Consider the following 23,486-nt stretch of genomic DNA (forward strand, 5'->3'; position numbering starts at 1 on the left):
CTATAATGACTGAACTGTAACAATTTTTTTTGCAATAACCAGGTAAAGTGCCGGATGATTACCGACTTGCAGGTCCAGCTTGGCTCTCCGCACACGGCGGGGATAAACATTAATCTTCATGGATCAGCATGGTGACCATATGGGCGCTCTCCGTCATGGTTCTTCCTGTGTCCATGCTGGTCTTCTGGAGATAGCGGTGCGCTTCCGGCTCGGAAAGATGATTTCTCTTCATGAGAAGCTTCTTTGCACGTCTGAGTACGCCCTGCTCCTCCGCACTTTCAACAAAGCCTGCGAAAAGCGGATGTGCATGGTTCGGTCTTGATTTTAATTCTGGATGAGCCTGAATTCCCACATAAAACGGGTGATCCGGGAGCTCGATCATCTCAACGATATGACCGTCCGGGGACTGACCGGAGATCATCATGCCATGGGATGTAAAATCATCGCGGTAATGGTTGTTGATCTCAAAGCGGTGTCTGTGACGCTCATTGATCAATTCTGTTCCATAAAGGGCATATGCCTTGGACTTTTTGTCGAGAACACACGGATAGGAACCAAGACGTAAGGTTCCGCCAAGGTTCTCAATGCCGTTCTGATCCGGCATCAGATCAACCACCGGATGTGTTGTATCCGGATTCAGCTCGGAGCTGTTTGCATCCTCATATCCCAGAACATTTCTCGCAAATGCGACCATGGCCATCTGCATGCCGAGGCAGATTCCGAGGAATGGGATCTTGTTCTCTCTCGCATAGTTGGCTGCCAGGATCATTCCCTCGGTTCCTCTGGAACCAAAACCGCCCGGAATAATGATTCCGTCCACACCGGCAAAGGTGTCATCGAGGATCTCCGGAGTTAAGAACTCGGAATCCACCCACTTGATGGATACCTTTGTGCGGTTTGCGATGCCTCCGTGCTTTAATGCCTCCATAACGCTGAGGTATGCGTCATGAAGCTGGATATATTTTCCTACCAGGGCGATGGTCACTTCGCTCGTCGGATTCTTTAACGCGTCCACCATCTGTTTCCAATCGCCGAGCTGCGGCTCCGGGCACGGAATGTTCAGGCACTCACATACGACCTGGGCCAGGCGCTCTTTTTCCATTGCAAGTGGAGCTTCGTATAAATATTCAACATCCAGGTTCTGGAGCACATGATCCTCCGGGACGTTGCAGAATAATGCGATCTTGCTCTCAATGCCATCCTCAAGCGGAACCTCAGTACGGCATACGATCACATCCGGGAAGATTCCCATTCCCTGAAGGGCTTTAACACTCTGCTGGGTCGGTTTTGTCTTTAATTCGCCGGATGCCTTTAAATATGGAACAAGCGTTACATGGATCAGAACTGAGTTCTGGTATCCGATCTCGTGGCGGAACTGACGGATCGCCTCTAAGAACGGCTGGCTCTCGATATCGCCGACGGTACCGCCGACCTCAATGATCGCGATGCGGTCCTCATCCGGGGATTTCGCGCGGTAAAATCTTGCTTTGATCTCGTTTGTGATGTGTGGGATCACCTGTACGGTACCTCCGCCGAAGTCTCCGTGACGCTCTTTTTGAAGAACGGTCCAGTAGATCTTTCCGGTGGTTACGTTGGAGTTCTTATCAAGGCTCTCATCAATGAAGCGTTCATAATGTCCAAGGTCCAGGTCGGTCTCTGTTCCATCGTCTGTGACGAACACTTCTCCATGCTGGATCGGATTCATGGTACCCGGATCAATATTGATATAAGGATCGAACTTCTGCATCGTTACCTGATAACCTCTTGCCTTTAAGAGACGTCCAAGGGATGCGGCGGTAATACCTTTGCCGAGTCCGGAGACAACGCCTCCCGTGACGAATACGTATTTAACTGCCATACCTTACCTCCAAATTTATATTACTGTTAATGTGGGGAAACTGTAGTTTCATATAATGCTGAAAGCCAGCTGCTCCGTGGCTTCGGCACTCCCGCAGCTACCGCCAGCATTCGTAATCCGGGCTATCGCCCTGCTTACCATACCGGCTTGGTCGTCAAATGCCTATTCTTCACTGCATGCAGGCACGCAGAATGTCTAACCGCTTGACAACGCTTTCAAGTAAAAAAAGGTGACAGAAGTACTAAGACTCTGACACCTTTGTCTAATTCATTCCATCACTATGAAACTTATTTTTACGCAGGATTAATTGCTCATAGGTATTGACTGCGCTAAAAAAATATGGAACTACTATATTCCATTTTTTCAAATTTGTAAAGTAGTTTTTTCGCAGTTTGTTAAAGTTTTTTCATCCAATTCCTTCCATACGGGATCCGCAGCCTGAAAAGACGATTCTTATGTCCTGACATAGAATTGTTTAAAACTGTTTTGACTCCTTGAAACGGCAGAACAACTGTAAGACCATCCGAAACAGAAAAATGTTTAATAATAGGAACGCTGTCTGTGATCAAAAAAAGATTCAAAAAAATGTGTTGACAAATCCTGAAAAACGAGTATATTATACCACCATAAGAGCAAGGGCGCTTGGGTGCATGAAACATACACCCCGGTGCCCTTCTCGCATTTTACGGATCTTCCCCATAACCCCCTATACTTAAATATCGATCCGTAAAGTGACTACTGTCTGTTCCCCACCCCGGAACAGGCAGCAAATCAAGTATAATTTCCCGCATATGGGAGCAAAGAAGTTCCCCAGCGGAGTTGAAAGGAGAAACATCTATGAGCAAAAGCATTCCTGAACTGTATGGAAGTCTTGTATTCAACGACTCCGAAATGAAAGCACGTCTCCCGAAGGATATCTACAAAGCACTTGCAAAGACCATCAACAGCGGTTCCCATCTGGAACTGGATGTCGCAAACTCTGTAGCTGTTGCCATGAAAGAATGGGCTCTGGAGCATGGCGCTACCCATTTCACCCACTGGTTCCAGCCGATGACAGGCATCACCGCTGAGAAGCATGACAGTTTTCTCTCTCCGACCGGTGTCGGCGAAGCAATCATGGAATTTTCCGGAAAAGAACTCGTAAAAGGTGAGCCGGACGCGTCCAGCTTCCCGTCAGGCGGTTTACGTGCTACCTTCGAAGCCCGCGGCTATACCGCATGGGATCCTACCTCTTTCGCATTCATCAAGGGACATACGCTCTGTATCCCAACTGCCTTTTGTTCTTACAGCGGCGAGGCACTCGATAAAAAGACTCCGCTGCTCCGCTCCATGGAAGCTGTCAGCAAAGAAGCTACCCACTTACTCCACATTTTAGGAAAAACAGATGTCAAACGCGTCAACACTACGGTAGGCGCTGAACAGGAATATTTCCTGGTAGACAAAGAGTGCTACCGCTTAAGAAAAGACCTGATCTTCTGCAGACGTACCTTATTCGGCGCTCCGGCTCCGAAGGGACAGGAAATGGATGACCACTACTTTGGTTCCATCAAGCCGAGAGTGGAAGCCTTCATGGAAGAATTAAATGAAGAACTCTGGAAGCTCGGAATTCCGGCAAAGACTGAACACAACGAGGTTGCTCCTGCGCAGCATGAGCTTGCTCCTGTCTTTGAAACCGTCAATGTTGCTGTTGACCACAACCAGCTCGTTATGGAGATGATGAAGAAGGTTGCTGACCGCCATGACCTTGCGTGCCTGCTCCATGAGAAACCGTTCGAGGGCATCAACGGAAGCGGAAAACATAACAACTGGGCACTCTCCACGGATACCGGTGAAAATCTTCTGAATCCAGGAAAGACACCGGCAGAAAACACACAGTTCTTACTGTTCTTAGCAGCCGTTGTGGAAGCTGTTGATGATTATGCGGATCTTTTAAGAATCTCCGTTGCAACGGCCGGAAACGATCACCGTCTCGGAGCAAACGAGGCACCGCCTGCAGTCGTTTCCTTGTTCTTAGGTGAAGAGCTGGAGGCTGTTGTCGATTCCATTAAATCCGAAACATATTTTGAAGGAAAGGGTGCCGTTCAGATGTCCATCGGCCCGAAGGTTCTCCCGCACTTCACAAAAGATAACACAGACCGTAACCGTACATCACCGTTCGCCTTCACAGGAAATAAGTTTGAGTTCCGTATGCCGGGCTCCTCTCTCTCCCTGTCAGGTCCGAACGTGATCTTAAATACAGCAGTTGCAGAGTCTCTCGCAGGCTTCTGCAAGGTCTTAGATGGGCTTACCGGCTCAGAGCTTGATTTGGCGATCCACAAGCTTTTAAAGGATACCTTCACAGACCATGCAAGGATCATTTTCAACGGCAACGGCTATACCGATGAGTGGTTAGCGGAAGCCAAGAAACGCGGACTCCCGAACCTGAAATCGACACCGGAAGCTCTTCCGCATTTAATTGCCGAAAAGAACATCGAGCTTTTCACAAAGCATCATGTACTGACAAAAGAAGAACTCTTCTCCCGCTACGAGATCCTTCTTGAGGATTACGCAAAAACGATCCATATCGAGGCTAAGACTATGGAGGAAATGGTACAGAAAGACTTCCTTCCGTCTCTGTTCTCCTATGTAAACGATCTCGCATGCACAGGCAGCACCAAGAAAGAGCTTGTTCCTGGCATTACAACAAAGGCGGAAGAAAAGCTGATCACAAAGCTCTCCGGACTCGCAGATACGATCTCTGATGAGCTTGATATCTTAAAGGATATGATCGGTACCGCGGAAGGCATGGATGACTACTTAAAGGCTGGAACTTACTACCATGACACGATCCTTGCCGAGATGGAAACGATCCGTCTGGCTGTCAACGATGCGGAAGTCCTGATCCCGGAGGATTATCTCCCGTATCCGACATACGATGCATTGCTCTTTTACATTTAATTGTTTTGCTCATAGGGAAGACCGCCGGTTACCAGAGAAATCTGGACCGGCGGTCTTTTCGTATCATATTTTACTATGCGCCATTTGTATTTAAAATTACTGCAATCATTTTCAGCGTCACGTTCTTATCCACTCTGGCATTGCTTTATGAAAGTTTAACTTTCTTGAACTCTTCCATGAAATCAACAATATAGTTTGCTGTGGTCTCGAGCATTTCCTTGCCCCACTCTTCTGTAGCGGTACTCGGATGATCCGGTCCAATCCATCCGTTGTCTGTAACATGCGGAGTTTTGCGGGGAATCTCAACGGTAACTCCCTTATACTCAACAGAACGGAAACCAGTTGTCTTCAGATTATCAGACAGGTGCTTAAACTGGAGTTCACCACCTATCTCACTCTTGTCAACTAAAGACGGATCAATTCCAAGAATCGCAGCTGTTTCCTCACCGCCGCCGTGACCGCCTTTCCATGCTGGGTTCATATCCCATGCCATCATCCACCAGTTAAGCATAGCAACCAGACAGCCTTTATCCTCGAATTCCATGCCAAGGCGCTGAATCATCTTGATGTTACCGCCATGTCCGTTCAGAAAAACGAATTTTCTTGCGCCGTGACGATACAGACTCAGGAAAACCTGACGGCAAAACTGATAGAGTACCTCGCTGTCAATATCAATTGAACCAGGATACGGAGCTAAACCTGGGGTGGAACCATATGGAATGGTCGGAGCAATCAAAACATCACTCTTCTTCTCAATTTTCTCCAACAAATGATTTGGAATCAGTGTATCGGTTCCAAGCGGCATGTGACGGCCGTGACACTCAATACTGCCGATAGATACAAGTACCATATCATTTTTTTCAAAATATTCCTGTGCTTTCGGCCAAGTCAAATTTTCAAGTCTCATAGTTTCTTTCCTTTCACATAATAATTATTATCTGCTGAAAAATCGGACGATCCGAAAACCAGACAGCCCGACATTCATCAATTACTGTGTTGCCGTTAATTACTGTGCAACCTTAACCTTATCCAAGCTGTAGTAACCATTTGCGTCCATAATGAATCCTTCAACATTTTTATTGATATCTTTCCATTGACATCCCAATTTCGTAATGTCTGAACAGATACGCCTATAATTTTTGAAAATTTATGTATAGAATAATATTTACTCAGAGTATTAACTCCTTTTAATAGTACTCTACCCTATATCCTATAAAACTCAACATCTATCTATATGATTTATCTCAGTCGAGAAGACTCTCACCTCTTCAGGTGGCGAGTAATAACAAATTAGTCTCAGTGGGAGTTAGTCTCCGACTGAGATAAACGCTCCGCGAGGATGTACAGTGATTCTGTAAAGAATATGTCAGCTTACGCTGAGCAGAATCACGCACCAAGTCTCACGGACGTTTGACTTAAAATTTAACTGTTAATAACCTCCTGTGCCTCTTTAGCATTGAATTTTTATCTGACAATTTAAAAGTTTCGTACCATTCTTGCTAAAATAAGTATAGTCTATGCCAATAGGATTGTCAATAATTTTAGCTTTCTCTTAACAATAAAAAAAGATATCCATTATTTCGTTAATTTTTTGTATTATTTTTTATTATGACAGCATTTTCAGAAGTTTTCATGACTGCCTAACACACTCTTTTTATGCTTTGGCAATCATATTATAAAACAATAATTATTAATGATATTATTGTGTTCCTTTTGTGTAATAGGAAATTTATTATTGCACAAAATAAAGCTTTCGTTTTTATTAACAATCTATTATAATTATAATGAGTTTTTAGCTAACGGACAAAAACATCCGTGTAACCTTTTTCTACTGGTAAGGAGGAAATGAAACATGCGAAAAATTGGTGGTATGTTCCACTACGAACCCAACACACCTATCGAAAACGGATACTTTTCGCGTATCTGCTCACCTGGTGATGATCTGGCATTTACCATGTCCGGACGATGCGGTATCTATTATTGTTTACAGGATATTGCACGGTACGATACGCGTAAAGTCGCGTATGTGCCTATGTATACCTGTGGAACGGTCCTTGCTCCTTTTAAGAAAGCCGGATATCAGCTGAAATTTTATGAGCTGGACCAGAATTTGCACAGCATTTTTGACACAGCGGTTATCGATGAAATCAGTGTTTTATCTCTTTGCGGTTACTATGGCTTCTGCAACTATGATCACAGCTTTGTTAAAGCCTGCAAAGAAAAAGGAGTTGTTATTTTTGAAGATGTAACTCATTCCATGCTTTCAGCTGACGGTATCGATCCTCTCTGTGATTATTTTGCCGGAAGCTTCCGAAAATGGATGGGGGTTGCCTGCGGGGGATTTGCTGTTAAACGAAACGGAACCTTTGAAACACCTCTTCTGCCGGTAGAATTAACACATCTCAAGCAACGCAAAGAATCCATCGAGACAGAAAACAGAGATATTTTCTGGGAGGGAGAACTTCGACTTCGTCAGATGTTTGATAGCTTTGCCAGTGATGATAATTCAGAATATCTCCTACGCCATGCTGACTTCGATTCCATTTGCAGGACAAGGCGTGAAAACTATGCTGCACTTTTAAAAGCCCTTGCAGCACCGCTTCGCGGTGTGCAGATAGTCTTTTCCGAACTTCCGGAGTCTGCTGTTCCAAGCCATTTCTGCCTGTATGCCGAAAAACGCAGCGAATTACAGCAATACCTGACAGATCACCAGATTCTCTCGACTGTCTACTGGCCAATGGGACCGCTGGTTCATCCGCTACCGGAATCATCAGTACAATACATTTATGACCACATTATATCCCTTCCCTGCGATCAGCGCTTCTCACCTTCTGATATGCAGTATGTCGCGCAGATCTTAATGGATTATTCTGAAAATTTCACGAGATAAATATGCAGGAACAACGAAAAGCTTCAAATGCAAAAAACCAGATACCGCGGTATCTGGCTTCTTGCTGTAGACGAAAAAATCCCCCGGGGGAAAACCACCGGAGGATCTCATAATTCTTAATTAGTCTTCAACTTTAACGATTTCACGCTTGTTGTAGCTGCCGCATGCCTTGCATACTCTATGAGGCATCATTAAAGCACCGCACTTGCTGCACTTTACTAAGTTCATAGCGGACATTTTCCAGTTCGCTCTGCGGCTGTCTCTTCTCGCTTTGGAAGATTTATTCTTAGGACAGATAGACATGGTTACACCTCCTTAAACTGTTTGAAAATATCCTGGATGGCTGCCATCCGCGGGTCAGGAACCCATGTATCACAGCCGCAATCTCCCTTGTTGAGATTTGCTCCACATCTACTGCAGATTCCCTTGCAATTATCCTTGCAAAGGACCTTCATAGGCAGGTACAATGATAACTCATTGCAAACCAGCATATCGGCATCCAGATTATAACCAGATAAATAAGATTGTTCATCCAAGTCCTTCACTCTGTCCTCATCGGAAGCATTCATATCGATCTCCTGGTCAAACTCAATATCTGTGGTGTAATTCACCGGTTCCAGACATCTTGAACAGGGAATCGCAAGAGTCACGGAAGTATTTCCCGTAAGACTCAGCTTTCTGTTTCCAAGGTTTTTTACAGTGATCTTTACCGGGTTCGCAGAAACCACCGGATACTCAACTCGGGAGCCCTTGTAAGCTTTCGCTTCAAACGGTACTTCCCAGGTTTTCTCTTTGCCTTCCAGAGTAAAAACTTCAGATAAATTAATCAGCATATTATGTTTCTCCTAATACGCACTAAGATATTATATATGAACAGGAACAATTTGTCAACAATTATTCTAATAAAATATTAAATTTTAAAAGCTCTATTTTTCATGCATTTCTGCGCTCAAACCATATTCTTGTGACAAATTCTTAACCGCGCCAGAGCGCGCATCAAGAGCACCAGGAACGAAATACTTTCGTACCTGTAAGAAACCCCAGCGTATGTCGAGAGGGCTTCAAAGCCGTCCTGAAGACGTTAAAACCTCCAGACAGCACAGAAGCCAACCCGCTCATCTCCTGCTCTCACAGGGTTCTGAACGGGTCAGCGTCATTGCGAATCAGTTCACCATACAGATATCCGCACGGACAAACTGTCAAAAATTATTTTACGAGAGCCAGAGTCTCTCTTGCGATCGCAAGCTCCTCGTTTGTCGGGATTACCATAACTTTAACCTTGGAATCCGGTGTGGAGATTACGATATCTTTTCCTCTTACGCTGTTAGCCTCGTCGTCGATCTTGATGCCAAGGTAGGATAAATGCTCGCAAACAGCTTTTCTCATGGACTTGCCGTTCTCACCAAGACCTGCTGTGAATGCGATCACATCTACGCCGTCCATAGCTGCTGTGTAAGCACCGATGTACTTAACAACGCGGTAGTTGTAAGCTGCAAGAGCTTTCGCTGCGCGGTCGTTGCCAGCCTCAGCTGCTTCCTCAATGTCACGGAAGTCGCTGGATACACCGGAAAGGCCAAGAACACCGGACTTCTTGTTCAGAACGTTCATAACGCCTGCGATGTCGAGGTTCTCTTTCTTAGCGATGAACTCCATGATAGCCGGATCCATATCACCGGAACGTGTTCCCATGATAAGTCCCTCAAGCGGAGTAAGACCCATGCTTGTATCTACAGATTTGCCGTTCTTTACAGCGGAAAGGCTTGCGCCGTTACCAAGATGGCAAACGATGATCTTTAAATCCTCGTACGGTTTTCCGGCAACCTCAGCAGCTCTCTTGGATACAAAGCTGTGGGATGTTCCGTGGAAGCCGTATCTTCTTACTTTGTACTTCTCATAGTACTCGTACGGAAGACCGTAAAGGTAAGCCTCCTCCGGCATTGTCTGATGGAAAGCAGTATCGAATACAGCTACCATCGGTACGTTCGGCATAAGCTCCTGACAAGCGCGGATACCGATCAGGTTTGCCGGGTTGTGAAGCGGTGCAAGGTCGTTGCACTCTTCGATCGCTTTCATAGCCTCATCTGTGATTACTGTGGAAGAAGTAAACTTCTCACCGCCGTGTACGACACGGTGACCAACAGCGCCAACCTCTGCAAGACTTGCGATAACGCCACTCTTCTTGTTTGTAAGAGCGTCTAATACCATCTGGATAGCCTGTGTGTGTGTCGGCATCGGGGAAACAGTGACTTCCTTCTCTCCGCCTGCTGGCTGGTATGTGATCTGGCTTCCTTCGATACCGATTCTCTCGCAAAGACCCTTTGCAAGAACTGCCTCTGTGTCAGAGTTGATTAACTGGTACTTTAAGGAAGAGCTTCCGCAGTTGATAACTAAAATATTCATGGCAGATAAAACTCCTTGTTTAAAATAAGTTTAAAAAGGGAACGCCGTCTCCTCATATCGATTATGCGCCGTTCCCTTATGTTGTTGAGCAATTATAGATTAAGCCATCTGAGCCTGTACAGCTGTGAGGGCTACTACACCAACGATATCCTCAGCGGAGCATCCACGGGAAAGATCGTTGACCGGTCTTGCGATACCCTGAAGCATCGGACCATAAGCTTCTGCTTTTGCAAGTCTCTGAACCAGCTTGTAACCAATGTTACCACAGTCAAGGTTCGGGAAGATCAGTACATTAGCATGTCCGGCAACTTCGCTTCCTTTTGCTTTTGCCTTTGCTACGGACGGAACGATTGCAGCATCAAGCTGTAACTCACCGTCAAGGTCAAGCTGCGGGTACTTCTCGTTTGCGATCTTTGTAGCTTCTACAACTTTATCTACAAGTGCATGTTTCGCACTGCCCTTTGTGGAGTGGGAAAGCATAGCCACGATCGGCTTTTCTCCAACAAGTGCGCGGAAGCTCTTAGCGGAGCTGTCAGCGATTGCAGCGAGCTCTGCAGATGTCGGATCCTGGTTTAATCCGCAGTCAGCGAAGAGGAATGTGCCGTTTGCACCGTATTCGCAGTTCGGAACGTCCATGATGAAGAAACCGGATACAAGCTCTGTTCCCGGAGCTGTCTTTAAGATCTGAAGAGCCGGTCTCAATGTATCAGCTGTTGCGTGGCAAGCACCTGCAACAAGTCCGTCAGCGTCTTTTTCTTTTACCATCATAACGCCGTATGTGATGTAGTCTGTCTTTAAGATCTCCTGTGCTTTCTCGAGAGTCATGCCCTTTTTCTCTCTTAATTTGAACAGTGTCTCTGCATAATGGTCGAATTTCGGATCTGTATCCGGATCTACGACTTTAAGACCTGTAAGGTCCACTTCCAGCCAGTGAGCACCATCCATGATCTTCTCCTCTTTTCCGATCATGATCAGGTCAGCTGTCTTCTCCTTTAATACCTGTGCTGCTGCGATAAGAGTTCTCTTATCGTTGCTCTCTGGCAGGATGATGGTCATTACATCCTGTTTCGCCTTTTCCTTCATAAGATCAATAAATGCCATGATGATTGACTCCTTCCTCAATATAGGTTTTCATACGTATTTTTATTATATCGCAGCTAAATACTGGATACAAGACTATATTCCCCAATTTTTTGCACTTTTTTCAATACCTCTCGTTAAATTAAAAACAATAATAAAAATATAAGAGCTTCGGCAAGCAAAGACTGCCAAAGCTCTTACAATTTCATAGGATCTGTTATCGCCGATCCCTTCCGTCTGGAATATAGAAGAACACTTTTTCCCCATCTATTTTCTGTTATCAGATCTTTTCATACCGCTCAACATCCACAACGAAGATCGTTGCTCCTCCCACATCGACAGACATCGGCATGGTTGCACAATGAACCATAGAGGAACCGGATACATATGGCATATTGATGGTGATCTTCTGGTGATGACCGCATTCCTTCTTAATAATATCGATAGCCTCGTCGACACGTTCCGGCTCAGTAACGATCATCAGAGTTGTATTACCTTTTTTCAGGAATCCACCGGTAGTAGAAAGACGTGTCACACTGAAGTTGTGTTTTGTAAGAGAAGTTGTAACATCGTCCTCATTGTCATAACGGATAATTGCGTAAATCAGTTTCATATAGCATCCATCCTTTCTGCGTCTTATTTCCAAAGATTGCGGTGACCGCCGCAAAGATGTAAAATATAGTCTTAAAAACATATGCGTAAAAATCTGACATCTGTTCAGTTGTGAAATCGTCAGAACTTTCACACATTGTTTAAACGCAGTATATCACATTTTTCCTTTGATAACAATAAATATTGCATTAAGTTTTTGTTTCGTCTATATTATTAAATAATGATTTGTATTTTCGGCACGGTATGACACTGCCTTACTCGCAGCAATAAATCAATTTCACTCTGCCAAAAGAACTGAAAATCTGAAAGAACTGCAAATTTATTTTTGACCACTGATCGACTTTATTTAAGGAGTTTACACCATGAAAACAGCCGCTATCATCGCAGAATATAATCCGTTCCACAATGGCCATAAATATCAGATTGAAGAGACAAAACGCCAGACAGGCGCCAATTTCATTGTCGTTGTCATGAGCGGTGATTTTGTACAGCGGGGGATTCCGGCAATGTACAGCAAAACCTTCCGTACCCGCTCTGCCCTTCTCTCAGGGGCTGATCTCGTGATCGAGATGCCGATCTTTGGAACCTTAAGCGCTGCCCAAGATTTTGCCCGCTGCGGCGTCTCTCTGTTTCACCATATGGGAATGATCGATGTCCTTTCCTTTGGCAGTGAATCCGGCAATATCGAAGAATTGTGGCAACTGGCTAATCATTCCGCATTGGAAACGAACGAACAGTCCGCCCTGATCCGCGAAGGTCTTCGAAGTGGTCTCACATACCCGCAGGCTCTGACTCTCGCAAAGAAAGAGACTGTGCCAGCTTCTCCAAATGACATTCTCGCAGTTGAATATCTGAAAGCATTAAAAGAATTCTCTTCCGATATTAGTCCTTGGACTCTGAAACGCTCAGACCCAGGCTACCATTCTGAGGATCGGAACGGCTCCTTCGCTTCCGCAACAGCTATCCGAAAAGCGGTTTTTTCGAAGGATTTGGAATTTCTCGCTGCTGTTCTACCGGATTCGCATTTTGAATGCATGAAAGAAGAATCTGAGGTTCCGCTGTTCCCAAATGATTTTTCTCTCCTCCTGAATCAGAAAATTTTAACTTCCGATCTGGAGAAACTTCAGAATATTTTCGGAATGCCGGGAGATCTTGCGGCAAAGCTCTATAAAAACCGATTAGAATTCTTTCGGACGGATACTCTGACTGCTCTCAGGAAAGACCGACAGTATACTTATGCCAGAGTCAGCCGTGCACTCATGAATCTCATGCTTGATATTAGCGTCGAAGACCAGTGTATGTTTGCAGATTTATTCCGTGCTCCATGGATCCGGATCCTGGGATTCAAAAGATCTTCCTCACTGCTTCTTTCAGAATTAAAAAGGCACTGTGATATCCCGGTTATTGCAAAAACTGCTGACGCAAAAAATATCCTCTCCTCTTCCGCGTATGAACTTTTTAAGAAAAATCTAACTGCGTCTGAACTCACCAGGATGGTGCGGGAACTAAAATCCGGGAAATCGCAGAAAAACGAATTTACACAGGCACCTGTCATGATTCCATAAATATATATTTTCGTTGGGAGCCACTTTCCGTTGGCTCCCAACGTTTTTACATAAATACGGACACCCCATCGGCTGAATAATCCCCTAATACCGTTATGCTGCTTCCAACTCTCTCTCCGCTGCGATTTTTTGTTATTACAATTTTCTTGTCGATCCTGTCTTTCAGCTCTGAAACATGAGAAATGATGCCAACCAGTTTTTTCCCTTCTGCCAGATTTCCCAATGCCTTTACTGCTTGATTTAATGCGTCTTCATCCAGAGAACCAAACCCCTCGTCCACGAACATGGCATCCATCTGGATTCCACCGGCCATAGACTGGATCTCATCTGAAAGGCCAAGTGCAAGAGACAGAGATGCCTGAAAAGTCTCGCCTCCGGAAAGTGTCTTTACACTCCGCTCACTTCCGTTGTAATGGTCGATGACATTTAGCTCCAACCCACTTTTATCCTTTTTATTGTCAGCACTTTCCCGCCGCTTCATCTCATACTGTCCGCTGCTCATCGTCATCAGCCGAAGATTCGCCCGCCGTAAGATCCGGTCAAAATATGCCATCTGGACATAGGTTTCAAGTTCAACTTTACTTTTACCGTTTAATGTTCCGCCTGCCGTATCCGCAAGGGAATGGATCCAGACATATTCCTTTTCCGTCTGTTCCATTCTGCCCTGCTGGCCACATACAGCTTCATAGATTCTGAGATTATTGTGCCAGGACGAATGTATTTTTTCACGAAGCTTTGATGTCTCTGCCTTCTCTGTTTCCAAATATTCCATTGTCTCTGAAAGTTCTTTTTCTGGAATATCTTCGAATCCCCGAATCTGCTTTTTAAGAGCTTCCGCTGCTGAATTCAGACTGGCATTCTGGTTCTGACATCGCTCCAGAGCCTTTTTCGCGTCAATTGCTTCCTGATCAAGTTCACTTTTTCTGGTTTTCATGGCTTGCAGATTATTTTCAATCTCCACAGCATTTTGACCTTCCAGCTTTCTCTGAAACTCTTCCACATGCTTCCGCAGCATTGTTAATACTGTCACCAGATTCTGTTCTGAAAGAGCAAGTTCTTTGTTTCTTTCTCCTGCAACATTCAGATCTGTTTCCAGACGGTTTATCATACCACCCAATCCATCCAGCACTTTCTGCTGTTCTGTGTTCGCTTTTATGCGGATCTCCAAAGCCCGGAGTTCATCATCTAATTTTTCAATTACCGGATCTGCTGCAGTCACAAGCTCGTCTGGACCAGTTACAATTAAGGCCTCTTTGACCAGATTTTTTTCCGTTCCGCAGATCAGCTCAGCTGTATTTCTCATTTCCTGATCTAAATTCCTTTTAAAAAAGCTGGCTCTTTCACTAAGTCTCTGGACCTTTTCTTCTGCCTGCGCCTTTTCCTGTTCTTTTCGCTTCAGTTCCTTCTGGTCCGGAATCTCTTCTGAAAGTTTCGCCGGAGCCGGATGATGAATCGAACCGCATACCGGGCAGGGCATTCCAGCCTGTAAATTTTGGGCCAGAATTCCAGCCTGAGCATCCAAAAATAAGCGTTCAAGATGTGCATAGACACTGCGAATCTCATCGCACTGATCAACAGCACTCCGGTATTCCTCCTGAGCATTTTTTAACTCTCTATTGATAGACTCCACCCGGTTCATTTGTTCTTCCAGTTCATTTTTTCGGTGTAAAAGTTTCTCTTTTGCACGTGTGAGCCGTTCTCTTTCTACCGGCACTCCCAGATTATGCTCTTTCTCCCCGCGCCTGTCTTCCAGTTCTTTCTGGAGGCTGCTGACTTGATTTTCATTTTCCTTTTTTTCTTCCTGAATCTTCAAAAGAAGCTTTTCTTTTCCGTTGATCTCTTCACGAGTCTTATCCAGCTCGATAAAGCTTTGACGGCTAAGTTCAAGTTTCTGAATCCGTTCTGTCAGTTTCTCGCGTGTTCCTTCCTGCTTTTCTATCCTGTTCCACTCAGCGAGCACCCGTCCATATTCCGGTTGCAGTAACTCCAACTCCTGCTGTTTTGCTTCAAGTTCAGCTGCTGTCTTTTTTAGTAGGTCCGCTTTTCCCTTTTTTTCACTAACACTGCAAATCTGCTCTTCAATTTTCCTTAGCGTTTCATCCAGTACCTCCAAACGCTCCTGCTCTTTTTTCGTCTCAGCACGCAGTAAATTGATTCCATCAGTTATTTTCCCCTCGAAACCGGCTTTCTTTAAAGCAAGGAACTCCTGACCGGCAGCCGGATCCTCCTCAAAACTGGCATCATTCAAATACTGGCTGATACTCCGGCGCAGTTCATCGTAATCTTTTCTTCTTCTCCGTTCTTCGTCCCTGAGACGTATCTGAATTGTCTGATAGATTTCCGTATGAAAAATCTGCCGGAAGATTTCCCCACGTTCGGCAGTTCCTGCGATCAGGAGTTTCTGAAAATCCCCCTGTGCGATCATCGCGATCTGGGTAAATTGCTTATAGTCAAGCCCCATAAGTTCCGTTACCGCCTTTGTCACTGCCCCCATCTTTGTAACAGGCTGACGTTCGTCGGGATAAAAGAGCTCCGCATCTGCTTTTTTCGTTGTAAATCCGGTTCCGCGTTTCTTTTGGGTCTGATATTCCGGATTTCTCCGGATTTTATATTCTTTTCGCTGGTAGGAAAAAGTCAATTCTACGAATGTTTCTGTCTCTGCCTTTGCGTATTTGCTGCGGAACATTCCGGATTCCCGCACAGTCCCACTCGCTTCCCCATACAGGGCAAATGTGATTGCGTCAAAGACCGTTGTCTTACCGGCACCTGTATCCCCCGTAATCAAGTAGAGCCCGTGTTCTCCAAGTTTTTCAAAATCAATCGTGCTCTCTCCCGCATAGGGGCCAAAAGCACTGATCACCAGTTTTTTTGGCTTCATTCTTTTATCTCCCGGATCAATTTTTCTGCAAACTCTTCCTGCTGTTTCATCATAGGCTGGTTATTCTGAAGCTCATAAAACTCCCGGAACAGTTCTAACTCTGTTTTTTCTTCTACATCCTGAACCGCGTCAATCTGGCTGCTGGCTCTTGTCCTTTGATTATCATACAAAAGCTGCATAATATTCGGATAGATGACTCTCAGCTTCTGAAGTCCATCCGGCACATCATCCTCATCCGTCAACGTTACCTGAATATAGTCTTCACAGTTCATATCCCGATAAAACGAACGGGCAGTCAGTTCCATATATGTTCCCCGGAGCTTTCGCATATCCCGAAATGGTTTTAAAGGCAGAAGTCTGATCTTTACCGTTCCCTTTTCTTCCATCTCCACGACCGTGATCGATTTTTCCTGATCCGTCTCAGAGAAGGAATATTTCAGGGGCGTTCCGCAGTAGCGCACCATGCCCTTTCCCACATTCTGAGGACTATGGATATGCCCTAAAGCTGTATAATCAAATGCCTCAAAGACTGAGGCATCAATATTATCAAGACCTCCGATCTGGATATCCTCCGATTCGCATCGGGACGCTCCTGTAACAAACTGGTGCGCCACGAGGATATTTCTCTCATTCGGATCGATCTCCATGTGGCTGATCACTGCACGTACTGCAGACTGGACATCTGTAATCAAATCTGACTCATCTTCAAATACGCGGCGCACAGCTGCCGGACGGATAAACGGAAGAAGATGGATCCAGACCGTCCCATACTGATCTGCGATCGGAATTTTCATGACGGTTCCGTCATAGACGGGGGAGAGATAAATTCCCCGGCTGTTTAGCAGTCTTCCCCCAAAAGCCAGTCGTTCCGCAGAATCATGGTTTCCGCTGATAACAAAGACGGGAAGCTTTCTCTCCGCAAGCTTTGTGATAAACTCATCGAACACCTGAACCGCTTCCGCGGAGGGAATCTGTTTATCATAGATATCTCCTGCCAGGATCACTCCGTCCGGCATCTCTTTCTCCGCGAGATCCAGAATCCTTTCAAGAATATATTTCTGGTCCTCGATCATAGAAAATTCATTCACTCTCTTTCCGATATGAAGATCTGATAAATGGAATAATCTCATCTGTGCCTCCTGTGGTCTCTGCTGTTAATCCTATTGTAATGTCTCTCACCGGCAATAGCAAGCCATTGTCCTATAAAGAATAAGACCCCGGAACATATATCTGTCCATGGGATCTTATTCTCTGGTCAAAAAACGGTTCTTACCGCAACACTCATATCCGGGAAACATCTTTTTGAGGATCACTTTATATACGGATTCCCCGGTGTCTCCGCATAGTATTCCACGGAGATCATATTTCCGGCGCGTATCTCATCTGAAACCATTCCGTTTATCAATTTCAGCTCATAAACGTATTCCCGTACCGACATACCGGAGTGGTGATAATAAGTTTTTGCAATCGACCAGAGTGTATCACCTTTTTCTACCTCGATCGTCGTATAATAGCGGTTATAGACTGTATCATCACTCTCTTCATTCGCCATAACCAGAGTCTTTCCGAAAAAGCAGGACATAATCATTACAATCATAACAAGGGCTATCAAATACTTCTTCATACAGCTTCCTCCTTTGTATCCAGCGAGTCCAAACTTACGTTTGCGAACATCTGTTCTGTATCGAATTCTATCACACGAACATATGTTTGTCAATTCTTTTTCGGTATTTTTCGAACAAAGGTTTGCTTTTTCCCGTATTTTATGGTACTATGTATACAGATGAAAAAAGGAGGGATTTCATGAGTCAGGGAAAAATTACTGATAAGCAGAGAGAAATACTTGAATATATAAAAGAAATGATCTTAAAGAAAGGTTATCCGCCGGCTGTGCGCGAGATTTGTGAAGCGGTACACTTAAAGTCCACTTCCTCCGTGCACTCTCATCTGGAATCCTTGGAAAAAAACGGCTATATCCGTCGTGATCCGACAAAGCCGAGAACGATCGAGATCCTTGATGACGATTTCGCCCTGACGAGACGCGAACTCGTAAACGTGCCGGTGATCGGTACGGTCGCTGCCGGAGTGCCAATCCTTGCAGAACAGAACATCGAAGATTATCTCCCGATTCCTGCAGAAATTCTTCCAAATAAGGAAGTATTTATGTTGAAGGTAAAAGGAAACAGTATGATCGAGGCCGGAATCTACAACGGCGATAAAGTGATCGTTGCAAAGCAGCCAAACGCTGAAAACGGTGATAAGGTCGTTGCTCTGGTGGACGATTCCGCTACTGTAAAAACTTTCTATAAGGAAAATGGCCATTTCCGTCTCCAACCGGAAAATTCCTCGATGGATCCGATCATTCTTGATCAGGTCGAGATCCTTGGAAAGGTCATCGGTCTTTTCCGTATGATGAATTAAACCGATCTTTATTTTTACGGATAGTTCTTAAAGAATCGCTGTGATCCTCGAGGAACGTCTCTCCCCGCCGGAGACCTCACTCCCACCGTGATGAACTTGCGATGACTTGCCGTTCGAAAAAGGCAGACATCTTATATGGCTCAGAGAAAAAGCCCCACTGGATATCTATGACTATACGACATCATTCGAGATCCGGTGGGGCTTCATGTTTTATTGTATTTCAAATTCTGCCGGTACCGAATATACTCTTCCGTCTGGCAAATAGATCTCTTTTATCATTTTATATTTGCCTTTCTGGAGTTCTCCGTATAACCATGCAAAATCTATATCCATAAACCGAGATTCTCCGGGTTCCAATTCGTAGGCAATCTCTATAAAACTATAATCTTCGGGTAAAACCGGAAGTTTCTCCCATCTATCATCCCGAAAGACCTCCATTGTATACGCTTCCCCATAGATTATCGTTTCATTGCTGACATTGGAAAGCTTCAGCTGAAGGCTGTCAGAAGTTGCCAGCCTAATTTCCGCATGTACATAATCAAGATACTCCACAGTTTCTTCCTTTGTAGCCTTTTCTGCTTCAAAGAGTGCAAAACCTGAATCATACTTTACATATAGTTTTTGAGGAGATTCCGGATCCCTGTAAACCTCCTGCCCTACGTTTAAATGGGTGCCGTTTAAATCTTTTGTAGGATATTCCAAATTATTCACAAAGGCTATCTGACCTAAATACTCCCAGCTTCCCTTTTGTTGGAAATCAAAGCCGGTGGCATTATACAAATACAGGGAACCATCATAAAATAAAGAGATGCGTTGTACCTCTTCAGAAGCATAACCAGTAGGGGCGATCGTGTTTGTTTCCTGCGCTGCATTGGGTACAGTATGGCAGCCGACCAGAAGCAGGCCGGAGATTCCCAATATGACTAATAATTCTTTTCTCATTATGACACCGCCTCTCCATATGTTTGTATTACAAGACAACATTTCTATTATTATTATAAATAAACTCCTGACCATATGCCATAAAGTTTTCCTTACATTTTTTTACAATTCTTACTGTTTTTATACCCGCCTTGCTTTATACCTGGTTTTCTGAGATAATAAAGTCTGATAAGCAAAAACCTATAATGAAAGGAATTTTTCAATATGAAAAAAACAATTACAACGCTTCTGACTCTTACCATGGCTGCTTCTCTGGCAGGATGCGGCAGCAAGCCTGCAGATGAACCGACGAAATCCCCGGAGACGGTGATTGAATCGGCGGTTGATTTTTATACAGAAGTTTGGGATGCTTTGGGCGAGGACAGGCAGTTTGCAGCTGTAGGCGGTGATGCAGAGAATGAAGCGGAAGCGCCGGCAAAATTCGCCATGACTGATGAGAATAAGGAGATATTTGAGTATCTTCTTCATGTAAATGATGAGCTTTATGATATGCTGGATGATGATACAGCTACCCTGCAGCATATGATGAACACCAACACCTTCAGTTCCGCCTTTGCGAAGCTTAAGGACACCTCGAAAGCAGAAGAATTTGCCGAGGATTACAAAGCTGAGATTCAGGGTCAGCGCTGGATGTGCGGCTTCCCGGACAAGGTGGTTGTCATCTCGGTTGCGGATTATGTCATGATGGCATACGGCGCTGAGGAATGTGTCGATGATCTGGTTGAGGCCTGCTCGGAAGTGGCACCGGATTCCACCGTTCTGGTGGATGCACCGGCTGTACTTGATTAGGAGGAACCTATGCTTTTTTCGAGCATACCATTTTTATTCTGGTTTCTGCCCGGTGTCCTGATCCTTTATGCTGCAGCACCGGGATCATTGAAAAATACGGTTCTCCTGCTTTCCAGCCTGTGTTTCTATGGCTGGGGAGAACCGAAGTACGTAGTCTGGATGGTAGTTGCCATCCTGATGGCATATATATTCGGATTGCTGATCGAGCGTTACCAGAGTATCCCGAAGCTTGCCAGGCTTTTTCTCGCACTTTCGGTTTCATCCAGCCTTCTCATGCTTGGTTATTTTAAATACGCAGATTTTTTTATCCGTAATGTAAATGCCGTCACCGGGTGTTCGATCCCCTTGCTTAACATCACACTTCCCATCGGAATCAGCTTTTATACCTTCCAGGTACTCAGCTATACGATGGATGTATACAGACAGCATGTGAAAGCCCAGAGAAATCTGATAGACCTAGCTGCATATGTGGCACTCTTTCCTCAGCTGATCGCCGGTCCCATCGTCCGTTATTCGGATATTGCAGAACAGTTGAAGGGGCGTATTCATACTATGGGCAAGACGGCTCAGGGAATCCGCCGATTTATCTTAGGACTCGGCAAGAAGATTCTGATCGCCAATCTGCTTGGAGAATTGTGCAGCATCTTCCGGACTTCGGATGATAAATCGGTACTTTTCTTCTGGCTCTATGCAGTCGCCTATACCCTTCATGTATATTTTGATTTTTCAGGATACAGTGATATGGCCATCGGACTTGGAAAGCTATTTGGATTTGATTTTCTGGAAAATTTTAATTATCCTTTTATCTCGAAAAGTATAACTGAATTCTGGCGTCGCTGGCATATGTCTCTCGGCACCTGGTTTCGGGATTATGTCTATATTCCTCTGGGAGGCAGTCGTGTAAGTTTACCGCGGCATCTGTTTAATATATTTCTGGTCTGGATGCTGACGGGCTTCTGGCATGGTGCCGCCTGGAATTTCGTAATCTGGGGACTTTATTTTGCTCTGCTGCTGATTCTGGAGAAGATATGGCTTTTGGAAATCCTTAAAAAGAGCCATGTCTTAAACCGCATCTATGTATTGACTGCTGCTGCAATCAGTTTTGTGATCTTTGATGCCACTGATATGTCCCAGGCATTCTCGTACCTGAAAGCCATGTTTGGAACAGGCGGATATCCATTGATTTCTGAAGCATGCAGCTACTATTTCCGCAGCTATTTTGTGGTCTTGATGATAGCCCTGCTTGGTGCGACACCGATTCCAAAGTCCTTTTACAGACGGATCCAGCAATGGAAAACAGGAACAGCAGTTATGTTATTCGCAGAACCACTGGCACTTTCAGCCCTGCTGCTTATCTGTACGGCTTTTCTTGTGGATGGCTCCTTTAACCCATTTCTTTATTTCAGGTTTTAGGAATTCTGAGGTCGGGAAGGAATGATAGATGATAGAATGTAAGAATATAAAAAGCATAAAGAATACAAACAATGCAAAAAATATCAATCATATAAACAACATAGTTACAGTAGTTGTGCTGGGAGTCGTATTTGTTAGCCTTACCATGGCGTCCTGGCTGCTGCCGCCCCAGGAGTTTTCTGACAACGAACGGCGAAAGCTTGCACAGCGCCCGAAGTTTTCCCTGGATACCATGTCCGATGGAAGCTTTATGACGGAATTTGAAAAGTATACTCTTGATCAATTTCCGCTGCGAGATCAGTTCCGGACGTTGAAAGCCTATACTACCTACGATGTGTTTGGTCAGCTTGATAATCATGATATTTATATACAGGATGGTTATGCAGCAAAGCTTGAATATCCGCTTCAAATGGATTCTCTGGAACATGCAGCGGACCGGTTTGCATATATCTATGAGAAATATCTGGCTGACAAGGAGATGAATATTTATCTCTCCATTGTCCCGGATAAAAGCTACTTTCTTGCGGAGAAACATGGATACCTCTCCACGGACTATGAAAAACTGTTCCATATGATGCGGAATCACATGAACTACGCAGACTATATCGATATCACAGGAACGCTGGATATTACGGATTACTATAAGACAGATACCCATTGGCGTCAGGAGAAGCTTCCAGAGACGGCAGCTGTTCTTGCGGAGGGCATGGGGACATCTATCTCCGGAGCTTACACAGAATATGCGCTGGATGTCCCTTTTTATGGTGTATATTATGGTCAATCTGCTCTTCCACTGCCGCCGGAAACGCTATATTATCTATCCAATGATGTTTTAGATGGCTGTATCGTGACCAATCATGAGGATCAGACGATGGGTTCCATCTATAATATGGAGAAAAAATCCGGCAAAGATCCTTATGAGATCTTTCTTTCCGGTCCCCGCTCTCTGATAACCATCGAGAATCCGAACTGTAAATCGGACAAAGAGCTTGTCATTTTCCGGGATTCCTTTGGCAGCAGTATCGCTCCTCTTCTTTCTGAAGGGTATGCCAAGATCACTCTGGTGGATATCCGGTATCTGAGGGCAGATTTACTTGAACGTTTTATAGAATTTAAGAATCAGGATGTACTGTTTCTGTACAGTACATCGGTACTGAATCATAGTGAGACATTGACCTGATTGTAAACTTTGCAGAAGCATTGATCTGCCAAAATCAAAACAGATTTTACTCGCCCACCTTCTATTGTCCATGCCAATCAGCTTTCTAAATAAACCGTCCGGCCGGATAAATTTCGCTGTTCAATCCGCTGCGTTCGTGATAGAATGAAAGCAAGTGTTTCGGGATAGTACAGAATCATGGAGGGATGCAAATGGAACCGATGTATTTGTCAATCCAGCCCGTGGAAACCGGGAAGCGGATAAAGCAGCTGCTTTCGGAGCAAAACTATACGATCCGCGAGGTCCAGGGTGCGTTCGGCTTTGAAAACCCACAGGCAATCTATAAGTGGATCGCCGGAAAATCGCTGCCGAGCCTGGACAACTTTATCATTCTCAGCAGATTATTACATACCAGTATTGAAAATATCCTCGTCATTGACGGGGATATTCCTCGTTTATGGGTCAGTTTAAACCAGTGGTTCAATGACATCTTCTCTCTCCTGCCTTATAATCGTGTCATAAGGAAGTGATGCGAAGGAGGC

Annotated in this window: 19 protein-coding genes; 8 read left to right on the plus strand and 11 right to left on the minus strand. The window is 44.8% G+C overall.

Translation table 11 applies throughout. The annotated features are described in order from the left end of the window. Positions 1-109 precede the first annotated feature (109 nt). Positions 110-1,858 carry a CTP synthase gene (locus DXA87_RS10755; protein WP_117470284.1) on the minus strand — a complete coding sequence of 583 codons (1,749 nt, stop codon included), beginning with the start codon at positions 1,856-1,858 and terminating at the stop codon, positions 110-112. Positions 1,859-2,695: 837 nt separating this feature from the next. On the opposite strand from DXA87_RS10755, the gene DXA87_RS10760 reads away from it, so the two are divergent. Further along, positions 2,696-4,795 (plus strand): glutamine synthetase III, encoded by a 2,100-nt coding sequence (locus DXA87_RS10760; protein WP_117504338.1) that lies wholly within the window; start codon positions 2,696-2,698, stop codon positions 4,793-4,795. 145 nt (positions 4,796-4,940) lie between these two features. On the opposite strand, the gene DXA87_RS10765 is transcribed toward DXA87_RS10760, so the two are convergent. After that, the gene (locus DXA87_RS10765; RefSeq protein ID WP_117504340.1) at positions 4,941-5,702 is read right to left on the minus strand and encodes a creatininase family protein; all 762 of its coding nucleotides are present in this window, start codon (positions 5,700-5,702) and stop codon (positions 4,941-4,943) included. A 945-nt stretch (positions 5,703-6,647) separates the two neighbouring features. Here DXA87_RS10765 and DXA87_RS10775 point away from each other — a divergent pair. Then, a complete protein-coding gene (locus tag DXA87_RS10775; protein ID WP_117504342.1) occupies positions 6,648-7,685 on the plus strand; it encodes a DegT/DnrJ/EryC1/StrS aminotransferase in 1,038 nt (345 codons plus the stop codon). 120 nt (positions 7,686-7,805) lie between these two features. On the opposite strand, the gene rpmF is transcribed toward DXA87_RS10775, so the two are convergent. From rpmF to DXA87_RS10800, 5 genes are all read right to left on the minus strand, one after another. Continuing rightward, complete coding sequence (gene rpmF, locus DXA87_RS10780) at positions 7,806-7,988, minus strand: 50S ribosomal protein L32 (RefSeq protein ID WP_015554505.1); 183 nt, start codon at positions 7,986-7,988, stop codon at positions 7,806-7,808. Between the two features lie 2 nt (positions 7,989-7,990). Beyond that, positions 7,991-8,518, minus strand: a complete 528-nt coding sequence (locus DXA87_RS10785; protein WP_117470287.1) for a DUF177 domain-containing protein — start codon at positions 8,516-8,518, stop codon at positions 7,991-7,993. A gap of 373 nt (positions 8,519-8,891) precedes the next feature. Continuing rightward, entirely contained in the window at positions 8,892-10,085 is a 1,194-nt protein-coding gene (locus DXA87_RS10790) for an acetate kinase (protein WP_015554503.1), read from the minus strand. Positions 10,086-10,184: 99 nt separating this feature from the next. Next, the gene (gene pta, locus DXA87_RS10795) at positions 10,185-11,186 is read right to left on the minus strand and encodes a phosphate acetyltransferase (protein ID WP_117470288.1); all 1,002 of its coding nucleotides are present in this window, start codon (positions 11,184-11,186) and stop codon (positions 10,185-10,187) included. A gap of 259 nt (positions 11,187-11,445) precedes the next feature. After that, positions 11,446-11,778: a cyclic-di-AMP receptor gene (locus tag DXA87_RS10800; RefSeq protein ID WP_117504344.1), complete on the minus strand. Its 333-nt coding sequence runs from the start codon at positions 11,776-11,778 to the stop codon at positions 11,446-11,448. A gap of 361 nt (positions 11,779-12,139) precedes the next feature. Here DXA87_RS10800 and DXA87_RS10805 point away from each other — a divergent pair, with 361 nt between their 5' ends. Then, entirely contained in the window at positions 12,140-13,342 is a 1,203-nt protein-coding gene (locus DXA87_RS10805; RefSeq protein WP_117504346.1) for a nucleotidyltransferase family protein, read from the plus strand. Positions 13,343-13,388: 46 nt separating this feature from the next. Here DXA87_RS10805 and DXA87_RS10810 read toward each other — a convergent pair whose 3' ends face one another. The 3 genes from DXA87_RS10810 to DXA87_RS10820 all read right to left on the minus strand — a co-directional run bounded on the left by DXA87_RS10810 (position 13,389) and on the right by DXA87_RS10820 (position 17,844). After that, positions 13,389-16,220, minus strand: a complete 2,832-nt coding sequence (locus DXA87_RS10810) for an SMC family ATPase (protein ID WP_117504348.1) — start codon at positions 16,218-16,220, stop codon at positions 13,389-13,391. Then, a complete protein-coding gene (locus DXA87_RS10815; protein WP_117504350.1) occupies positions 16,217-17,350 on the minus strand; it encodes an exonuclease SbcCD subunit D in 1,134 nt (377 codons plus the stop codon). Before DXA87_RS10815 ends, DXA87_RS10810 begins: the two co-directional genes overlap by 4 nt. A gap of 179 nt (positions 17,351-17,529) precedes the next feature. Next, on the minus strand, positions 17,530-17,844 hold the full coding sequence (locus DXA87_RS10820; RefSeq protein ID WP_117470292.1) for a LysM peptidoglycan-binding domain-containing protein: 315 nt from the start codon (positions 17,842-17,844) through the stop codon (positions 17,530-17,532). A 179-nt stretch (positions 17,845-18,023) separates the two neighbouring features. On the opposite strand from DXA87_RS10820, the gene lexA reads away from it, so the two are divergent. After that, the gene (gene lexA, locus DXA87_RS10825; RefSeq protein ID WP_015554496.1) at positions 18,024-18,641 is read left to right on the plus strand and encodes a transcriptional repressor LexA; all 618 of its coding nucleotides are present in this window, start codon (positions 18,024-18,026) and stop codon (positions 18,639-18,641) included. Positions 18,642-18,851: 210 nt separating this feature from the next. Here lexA and DXA87_RS10830 read toward each other — a convergent pair whose 3' ends face one another. After that, the gene (locus DXA87_RS10830) at positions 18,852-19,583 is read right to left on the minus strand and encodes an immunoglobulin-like domain-containing protein (RefSeq protein ID WP_147326527.1); all 732 of its coding nucleotides are present in this window, start codon (positions 19,581-19,583) and stop codon (positions 18,852-18,854) included. Between the two features lie 204 nt (positions 19,584-19,787). Here DXA87_RS10830 and DXA87_RS10835 point away from each other — a divergent pair, with 204 nt between their 5' ends. From DXA87_RS10835 to DXA87_RS10850, 4 genes are all read left to right on the plus strand, one after another. Next, positions 19,788-20,372 (plus strand): hypothetical protein, encoded by a 585-nt coding sequence (locus tag DXA87_RS10835; protein ID WP_117504354.1) that lies wholly within the window; start codon positions 19,788-19,790, stop codon positions 20,370-20,372. A gap of 9 nt (positions 20,373-20,381) precedes the next feature. Next, positions 20,382-21,785, plus strand: coding sequence for an MBOAT family O-acyltransferase (locus tag DXA87_RS10840; RefSeq protein WP_117504357.1), 1,404 nt, complete (start codon positions 20,382-20,384; stop codon positions 21,783-21,785). A gap of 28 nt (positions 21,786-21,813) precedes the next feature. Then, positions 21,814-22,965, plus strand: coding sequence for a DHHW family protein (locus DXA87_RS10845; protein WP_117504359.1), 1,152 nt, complete (start codon positions 21,814-21,816; stop codon positions 22,963-22,965). 191 nt (positions 22,966-23,156) lie between these two features. Next, the gene (locus DXA87_RS10850) at positions 23,157-23,474 is read left to right on the plus strand and encodes a helix-turn-helix transcriptional regulator (RefSeq protein WP_117504361.1); all 318 of its coding nucleotides are present in this window, start codon (positions 23,157-23,159) and stop codon (positions 23,472-23,474) included. The last annotated feature ends 12 nt before the right edge of the window (positions 23,475-23,486 follow it).

The organism is Desulfotomaculum sp. OF05-3 (assembly GCF_003435535.1).
In the GTDB taxonomy this organism is placed as follows: Bacteria; Bacillota; Clostridia; order Lachnospirales; family Lachnospiraceae; genus Pilosibacter; species Pilosibacter fragilis.